At 72.1% G+C, this 7,489-nt stretch carries 8 protein-coding genes; 4 read left to right on the top strand and 4 right to left on the bottom strand.

Features of this window, described 5'->3' with window-relative positions; translation table 11 throughout:
• Window positions 1-23: 23 nt before the first annotated feature.
• Window positions 24-488: a cyclic nucleotide-binding domain-containing protein gene (locus FPZ41_RS24430; protein WP_152865865.1), complete on the bottom strand. Its 465-nt coding sequence runs from the start codon at window positions 486-488 to the stop codon at window positions 24-26.
• A 335-nt stretch (window positions 489-823) separates the two neighbouring features.
• Here FPZ41_RS24430 and FPZ41_RS24435 point away from each other — a divergent pair, with 335 nt between their 5' ends.
• Entirely contained in the window at window positions 824-1,690 is an 867-nt protein-coding gene (locus FPZ41_RS24435) for a universal stress protein (RefSeq protein WP_152865866.1), read from the top strand.
• A gap of 11 nt (window positions 1,691-1,701) precedes the next feature.
• Here the strand turns inward: FPZ41_RS24435 and FPZ41_RS24440 are convergent, their stop codons facing one another.
• Window positions 1,702-2,085 (bottom strand): STAS domain-containing protein, encoded by a 384-nt coding sequence (locus tag FPZ41_RS24440; RefSeq protein WP_194236204.1) that lies wholly within the window; start codon window positions 2,083-2,085, stop codon window positions 1,702-1,704.
• Window positions 2,086-2,248: 163 nt separating this feature from the next.
• On the opposite strand from FPZ41_RS24440, the gene FPZ41_RS24445 reads away from it, so the two are divergent.
• Complete coding sequence (locus tag FPZ41_RS24445; protein WP_131567091.1) at window positions 2,249-3,319, top strand: zinc-dependent alcohol dehydrogenase family protein; 1,071 nt, start codon at window positions 2,249-2,251, stop codon at window positions 3,317-3,319.
• Window positions 3,320-3,343: 24 nt separating this feature from the next.
• Here FPZ41_RS24445 and FPZ41_RS24450 read toward each other — a convergent pair whose 3' ends face one another.
• Window positions 3,344-3,814, bottom strand: a complete 471-nt coding sequence (locus FPZ41_RS24450) for a pyridoxamine 5'-phosphate oxidase family protein (RefSeq protein ID WP_152865867.1) — start codon at window positions 3,812-3,814, stop codon at window positions 3,344-3,346.
• 192 nt (window positions 3,815-4,006) lie between these two features.
• On the bottom strand, window positions 4,007-4,732 hold the full coding sequence (locus tag FPZ41_RS24455; RefSeq protein ID WP_322620662.1) for a CBS domain-containing protein: 726 nt from the start codon (window positions 4,730-4,732) through the stop codon (window positions 4,007-4,009).
• 258 nt (window positions 4,733-4,990) lie between these two features.
• Here FPZ41_RS24455 and FPZ41_RS24460 point away from each other — a divergent pair, with 258 nt between their 5' ends.
• Together FPZ41_RS24460 and FPZ41_RS24465 are read left to right on the top strand one after the other, a co-directional pair.
• Window positions 4,991-5,683 carry a response regulator gene (locus FPZ41_RS24460; protein ID WP_152865868.1) on the top strand — a complete coding sequence of 231 codons (693 nt, stop codon included), beginning with the start codon at window positions 4,991-4,993 and terminating at the stop codon, window positions 5,681-5,683.
• Window positions 5,684-5,816: 133 nt separating this feature from the next.
• A partial coding sequence (locus FPZ41_RS24465; protein WP_322620663.1) for a sensor histidine kinase occupies window positions 5,817-7,489 on the top strand: 1,673 nt, incomplete at its 3' end.

Below are 7,489 nucleotides of genomic sequence, written 5' to 3' on the forward strand. Positions count from 1 at the left end.
TGTCGTTTCGGCTCGCCGGGTGGTCACATGAGGCTGCCGCTGCCGTAGGGGGCGTACAGGTCCAGGAGCCGGGTGCGCGCGGAGCGCAGGCGGTGGGCGAGGATGTCGCCCACCCACCGGGCGACGCTCGCGCCGAGCGCGGGGTCCTCCTCGCACATCAGGCGCACCGCGGTGGCGTCGAACTCGTGGGCGCGTACCGGGCTGGTCGCCTCGGCGCCCAGGTGCCAGGTGTGCGGCCCGAACAGCCAGGACCAGCCGACGAGTTCGTTGTGCCCGAGGTTCTCGATGACGACCGCGCGACGACCGGGCACCCGCATGTCCAGGGCGACGGTGCCCGTACGAATGATCCAGAACCGGCCGGCCCGACCCCCTTCCTCGAAGAGGCGGACGCCCATGGGGAACGACACATCCCGGGCGATGCGCATCAGCCGGTGCCGGTGGTCGGCCGGCAGCGCCTGCAGCATGCCTGGGGTTGCGGGAGGGTTCATGGCGTGCCTCCAGTAAGGGCGGACGAACCTGATACGTCCAGCGTCTGCCGTGCCCCGTGCCGGGCCCAAGGGCCACCCGGCCTCATGACGGGGCCGCCCGGTACCACGGAGCAACCATCCGGGCGCACGGCGCTCCCCTGCGGGAGCTGGAGCTGGAGCTGGAGCCGGGCCCCAAGGTCCCGGGGAAGGGTCTGAACGGCCCCAGCGGGAAACCCGTTCCCGCACGATGCTCGTACCAAAGGCACGATGCCCGTACCAGAGGAGCGATGCCCGTACCAGAGGAGCGATGCTCGTATCAGAGGAGCGAACAAGGCCGGACGGAGGAGGCACACCGCATGCTTCGGCAGGTCACCGCGGGAGTCGACGGTTCCGCCGAGAGCCTGGCCGCCGCGCACTGGGCGGCCCGGGAGGCCCTGCGCCGGGGGGCCGCGCTGAGGCTCGTGCACGCGTGGACGTGGCACCCCCGACCGGCCCCCTCCGTACCCGTGGGCACCAGCGAGCGCGACTGGGCCGAGCAGACCCTCGACCGGGCGGTCGGCAGCGTCCGTGCCGCACATTCCGGGCTGCGGATCGTCGCCGGGCTGGTGCCCGGCTCCGCGGTCGACGCCCTGCTCACCGCGGCCGCGGAGGCGGAACTGCTGGTGCTCGGATCCAGCGGGCTCAGCGGGCTCAGCGGTGTCGCGGGGGTCGCGGTCGGCTCCGTGTCCCAGCGCGTTGTCGCCGGGTCGCCGCACCCCGTGGTGCTCGTCCGCGCCACCGCGACGTCCGCCGACGAACACCTTCCGGTGTCCGACGGTGTCTCGCCCGAGGAGATACCCGAGACCCCGTACCGCGATGTCGTCCTCGGACTGGACACCCGGCGCCCCCGCGACGAGCTGATCGAGTTCGCCTTCGAGGCCGCCCGGCTCCGCGTTGCCGGACTGCGCGTGGTCCGCGCCTTCGGCGTTCCCTCCGCCGAGGGAGCCGGCCCGTGTACGGATCTGCTGCTCCCATGGCGCGAGAAGTTCCCCGGGGTCCCCGTCACCGAGATCGTCTGTGAAGGACGGGCGGCCACCGCACTGGTCCGCGCGTCGTCGGGAGCCTCGCTCGTGGTCGTGGGACGCCGGACCCGGGCCGGTCGGCTCGGCACGCACATCGGGCCTGTCACGCAAGCGGTACTGCACCATGCCGCCTGCCCGGTCGCGGTCGTACCGCACGCCTGAACACGTGTACGTCAGGTGGGGAGGGCGGCCCCTTCGGTCCGTCCGCCCAGGGCCTCGGACAGGTGGCCGTACACCTCGAAGACACCGCTCAGGAGCGTGCCGTGCAGGATGCGCCGGAAGCAGGCGCTGTCGGTGACCAGCCGCAACCGGCCGTCCCGGGCCACGGTGCGGTTCCTGGTCCGGCACAGGAGACCCACTCCCGTGCAGTCGATGAAGGTCACCGGGCGCAGGTCGAGCACCAGGTCGGGGTGCGGACGCGCGGTCAGGGAGTCGAGGCGTGCCGTGACGGCCGGCGCCGTGAGGATGTCGATCTCGCCGTGCAACTCCACGACGGTCGTACCGCCGACGGTGCGCTCCCTGTGGCACGGCGCGTGCCCGGTGTGGTCTTCGGCCATGGGGACAGGAAATCCGGCGCGGCGGGGAACGCGGAAGGGCCGGTCGGTCCCCTCTGCCCGGGCGCCCGGGACCGACCGGCCCCAGGCGGACAGACCGGGACCTGGGCACTATGGAGGTGGGGAGCCCCACTCATCGCGCCGACCGAGGAAGGTGGGAAGGGTCATGAAGGGCTTCGTCTTCCACGGTCCGGGGCAGTCCGCCTGGCAGGACGTTCCGGATCCCGCCATCAAGGAGGCCACCGACGCGATCGTGCGCGTCGACGTCGTCACCATCTGCGGGACGGACCTGCACATCCTCAAGGGCGACGTGCCCGAGGTCCGCCCCGGCACGGTGCTGGGGCACGAAGCGGTCGGCGAGATCGTCGAGACGGGCCGCGACGTGCACACCGTGCAGCCGGGGGACCGGGTCCTGGTCTCCTGCATCACCGCCTGCGGTCGCTGTCGCTTCTGCTGGGAGCGGACGTACGGCCAGTGCCGTGGTGGCGGCGGCTGGATCCTCGGCCACGCGATCGACGGGACACAGGCCGAGTACGTCCGCGTCCCCTATGCCGACCTGTCCGTTCACGCACTGCCCGGTGCGGTGGACAGCAAGGACGCCGTGCTGCTGGCGGACATCTTCCCCACCGGCTACGAGGTGGGCGTGCTCAACGGGCGGGTGCACCCCGGAGACACCGTCGCCGTCGTCGGGGTCGGCCCCATCGGCCTCGCGGCCATCGCCACGGGCCAGTTGTACGCGCCGGAACGCATTATCGCCGTGGATCTGGACCCCGGCCGGCTGGAAGCGGCCAAGCGGCTCGGCGCCGACGCCGTGGCCGACGCCCGCGAGGCCCCGGAGCAACTGGTCGCCGACCTCACCGACGGGCTGGGCGCCGACGTGGTCATCGAGGCCGTCGGCGCGCCGGAGACCTTCGAGCTGTGCACACGCATGGTGCGGCCCGGCGGACACGTGGCCAACGTCGGCGTACACGGCAGGCCCGCGACCCTGCACCTCGAAGACCTGTGGATCAAGAACGTGACCATCACCACGGGCCTGGTCGACACCTACTCCACGCCCACCCTGCTGCGGATGGCGGCCGCCGGCCGGCTGCCCACCTCGGCGCTGGTCACCCACACCTTCCCGCTGGACCAGATGGAGGAGGCGTACGACGTCTTCGCCCGCGCCGCCGACACCGGCGCACTCAAGGTGGTGCTCGGCGAGCCGCAGCACGACGTCGTCGCCGTCCGGGCGGCCTGACGGCTACCGGGAAGCGGGGGCGGGCTACCGGGAAGCGCCGGCGGGCCGATCGGTCGCGGTCAGCCGGATGCCGGTGATGAGGTCTGGGCGGATGCGGACGGCGTAGTCCATGGTCTGCATCACCCAGGGGTGGAGCAGGTCCTGGTAGCGGGCCAGCTCCTGAGGATCGGTCACCAGATGGGCGTAGCCGGTGACGACGACGCTCCAGCCGAGGTGGGTGTCCGGGTCGATGGCGTCTGCCTCGTACGCCACGACCACACCCGGGCCGTCGGTCCCCCGGGCGTACGAGGTCAGGGCGGCGCCCTCGTGGGTGCGGATGACGATGTCTCCGTCGTCGAGGACGTGGTTGACCGGGCGGATGGTCGGCAGCGCGTGCAGGGTGAAGACGACCCTGCCCAGGGACACGCTGCCCAGCAGCCGCAGGGCCTCGTCGCTGCCGAGCTCGATGCTCTGGCGCGGCCCGGCGGCGACGGGCGGGGCGTTGTCGATGGTCATGGCGGGCTTCCGCGGGGGTTCGTCGCTCACGGTTCGGTGCCACCGGCCGGAACGCCGGCGCCGTCGCACGGCCCGGCGCCGTGCACCTCAGGCCATTGGAACGGCACCGATACTCCTCGCACCAGGGCCGTTCGGCCCTGGCCCGTGCCCGGGCGGCCCCGTGGACCCGTGCGTCGGGTGAACGGCGGGCCGTCACCGCTCGGGCAGCCAGTAGTGGCCGATCCTGTGCGAGTGGTGCTTCTCGGGCGGGTGAACGTCGTCGACGCGGTAGGTCAGGCTGTTGACCACGCCGACAACGCCTTCGATCCGCCACGTCGACCGGACCACGACAGGGATGTCGCTGCGGCGCTCCAGGCGCCCTTCCAACGTGACCATGCCGTCCCGGACGTGGACGACGACGGGCGGGGGCGGCAGGTTCGGGGGCCAGGCCATGACGTCTTCGGTCACCTGCCGGCGGATCTCCTCGTCCGTGCGGAGGAAGACGCGCAGCAGGTCACGGCGGGTGGCGATGCCGATGAGGAGGTTCTCTTCGTCCACGACGGGAAGCAGCTCGATGCCGTGATGCTCCATCATCCGCGCGGCGTCCGGGACGAGCTGCTCCGGATGCACGGCGATCGCGGGCGCCGACATCAGTTGCGCCGCGGTGGTGGCACGCGCCCGTGCGGCGGTGGCCTGCCCCGACCGCCGCAGGCGCGGCAGCCGGAGCCGACCGCCCCGGCCCGTGTCGGCCCGGGCCACCTGTCCGCGCACGAGCTCGGTCCCGGAGATCACCCCCACCACCTTGTCGTCGTGATCGACGACCGGCAGACCGCTGATCCGGTGACGGTCCAGCAGCCGCACCACGTCCTTGAACGGTGTCTCGCGCTGCGCCTGGACGACCTCGCTGGTCATCACTTCGCCGATGGTGTGGGTCTTCACGACGCTTTCCTCCTTCACGGGCACGGACAGCTCCGCCCCGAGCACCTCCAGCGTCCCGCCCGGCCGTCCCGAGGCACATGGGCCGATGCGGGCAAAGGAGAAGGGCCGATCCGCCTCGGTGAGAGGGCCGAAGCGCCCTCACCGGCTGTCGCCGGGCCAACCAGGGCCGAACGGCCCTGGCCGTTCGGCCCCCGAGCCGCAAGGATCGAGAAAGATCGACAAGGACCGAGCGGGATCGAGCGGGTTAAGGAGCATCCGATGGCGGACGGCGAGCGGTCCGGCGGCGACCACCCGATCCGGGTCTTCCTGCTGGACGACCACGAGGTGGTACGGCGCGGGGTGCACGACCTGCTGAACGACGAGCCGGACATCACCGTGATCGGCGAGGCCGCCACCGTCGAGCAGGCTCTGGTACGTGTTCCCGCGCTGCGTCCCGACGTGGCGGTGCTCGACGTGCGCCTGCCCGACGGCGACGGTGTCACCGTGTGCCGGGAGCTGCGCTCCCGCATGCCCGAGCTGGCCTGTCTGATGCTGACCTCGTTCGACGACGAGGAGGCCCTGCTGGACTCGATCATGGCGGGGGCTTCCGGGTACGTCCTGAAGCAGATCCGGGGCTCGGACCTGGTGTCCGCCGTGCGCACGGTGGCCGCCGGCCAGTCCCTGCTGGACCCCAGCGCCACCACCAGGCTGATGGCACGGTTGCGTGGCGAACAGACCAAGGACCCGGGACCCGGCGGCCTGCCCGGTCTGACGGCGCGCGAGCGGGAGATCCTCGCCCTGATCGGTGAGGGTCTGACCAACCGCCAGATCGGCGGGCGCCTCTACCTCGCCGAGAAGACCGTCAAGAACCACATCTCCCGGCTGCTGGCCAAGCTCGGCGTGGAGCGTCGCATCCAGGCAGCCGTCATCGCCACCCAGGCCCAGGACCGCCTGCGGCGCGAACGGCACTGAAGCCCCGCCCCGCTCCCGGAACCCCCGGCTGCCGCACGTGCTCGCGTATCGTCCCCTGCCCTGGACCGTTACCGTGGCACTTGACCGCGGCGGCCGGTCGTCGTCGGTGTTCGAAGGTCCTGGAGGATCACCGGTGGGAGACTCCGAGGAGTCCCGTGAGGCCCGCGTGCGGCTGCCCCATCTGAAGCTGGACGAGCTGCTGGAGGAGTTGCAGGCCCGCCTCGACGCGGCCCGCGGCACCCGCGACCGGGTGCACAGCCTGCTGGAGGCGGTCCTCTCGGTCGGCCGGGAGCTGGACCTGGAACAGGCGCTGCACAGCATCGTGGAGGCCGCGGCCGTGCTGGTGGACGCCGAGTACGCAGCCCTCGGCGTGATCGGACCGGACGGCAGGCGGCTGTCGGCCTTCCACACGATCGGTGTCGACGAGGAGCAGATCGCCCGGATCGGCCACTTCCCGGAGGGCCACGGCATCCTGGGGGAGCTGATCCGGCATCCGGAGCCGCTGCGGCTCGTGAAACTCTCCGAGCACCCCTCCTCGTACGGCTTCCCGCCCCACCACCCGCCGATGGACACCTTCCTCGGTGTGCCCATCCGCGTGCGTGACCAGGTCTTCGGCAACCTGTACCTCACCGAGAAGCGCGGCGGGGCGCAGTTCGACGAGGAGGACGAGTCGGTGCTGTCGACCCTGGCCGTGGCGGCCGGTGTGGCGATCGACAACGCCCGGCTGTACGAGGAGTCCCGGTTGCGCGAGCGCTGGCTGCGGGCGAGCGCGGAGATCACTCACCGTCTGTTGTCCGGCAGCGGCAGCGGCGAGGTGCTGCGGCTGATCGCCGAGCGCGCCAGGGAGATCACCGCCGCCGAACTCGCCGTGGTCGTGGTGCCGATGGAGAACACCGACGCACTCACGGTGGAACTGGCCATCGGGGAGGGGGCCACGGCACATCGAGGGCTCGTCCTGCCCGTGGACGACGGCCTGTTGGGCCGGGCCTTCGCCGTGGCCGCCCCCGTCATCAGTTCCGACATCGCCCGGGACGAACGCGCCTCGTCCGGGGCGCAGCGCTTCACCGGCCTCGGCCCGGCCGTGGCCGTCCCCATCGGTACGGGCGACGGCGTACGGGGGATCGTCCTGCTCGTCCGCGAGGCGGGCCAGACGGAGTTCACCGAGAAGGAGACCGAGCCGCTGCAGGGCTTCGCCGCGCAGGCCGCGGTGGCGATGGAGCTGGCCGAACACCGCAAGGACGCCGAGGAGATCGCCGTACTCCAGGACCGTGACCGGATCGCCCGGGACCTGCACGACCTGGCGATCCAGCGGCTGTTCGCCGCCGGTATGACGCTGCAGAGCGCGGGCCGTTTCATCGAACACTCCGAGGCGTCGGAGCGCGTCGCGCGAGCGGTGGACGACCTGGACGAGACCATCAAGATCATCAGGTCGACGATCTTCGGTCTGCGTGCGCGCGAGGGCGCCGCCGGACCGGGCCTGCGGGCGCGCGTGGTGCGTGTGGTCGGCGAGGCCGCACCGGTCCTGGGCTTCGCGCCCAGCCTCCGGATGGAAGGCCTGCTGGACACCCAGGTCCCGAAGGAGACCGCCGACCACGTGGTCGCGGTGCTCTCCGAGGCGCTGACCAACGTCGCCCGCCACGCCCACGCCGACCGAACCGAGGTTGTGCTGGAGACCGACGGCCGGGAGCTGCGTCTGGCGGTCTCCGACAACGGTGTGGGCATCCCGCCCGACGGCCGGCGCAGCGGCCTGCACAACATGGCCGAGCGGGCTGCGCAACTGGGGGGCCGGCTGGAGCTGACCAGCCC

It is taken from the genome of Streptomyces acidicola, assembly GCF_009377235.1.
GTDB lineage: Bacteria > Actinomycetota > Actinomycetes > Streptomycetales > Streptomycetaceae > Streptomyces > Streptomyces acidicola.

Excerpts from the sequence above, each read along its gene's own strand:
- FPZ41_RS24445 (WP_131567091.1), top strand. The coding sequence starts at position 2,249 with ATGAAGGGCTTCGTCTTCCACGGTCCGGGGCAGTCCGCCTGGCAGGAC.
- FPZ41_RS24460 (WP_152865868.1), top strand. The coding sequence starts at position 4,991 with ATGGCGGACGGCGAGCGGTCCGGCGGCGACCACCCGATCCGGGTCTTC.
- FPZ41_RS24435 (WP_152865866.1), top strand. The coding sequence starts at position 824 with ATGCTTCGGCAGGTCACCGCGGGAGTCGACGGTTCCGCCGAGAGCCTG.
- FPZ41_RS24450 (WP_152865867.1), bottom strand. The coding sequence starts at position 3,814 with ATGACCATCGACAACGCCCCGCCCGTCGCCGCCGGGCCGCGCCAGAGC.
- FPZ41_RS24440 (WP_194236204.1), bottom strand. The coding sequence starts at position 2,085 with ATGGCCGAAGACCACACCGGGCACGCGCCGTGCCACAGGGAGCGCACC.
- FPZ41_RS24430 (WP_152865865.1), bottom strand. The coding sequence starts at position 488 with ATGAACCCTCCCGCAACCCCAGGCATGCTGCAGGCGCTGCCGGCCGAC.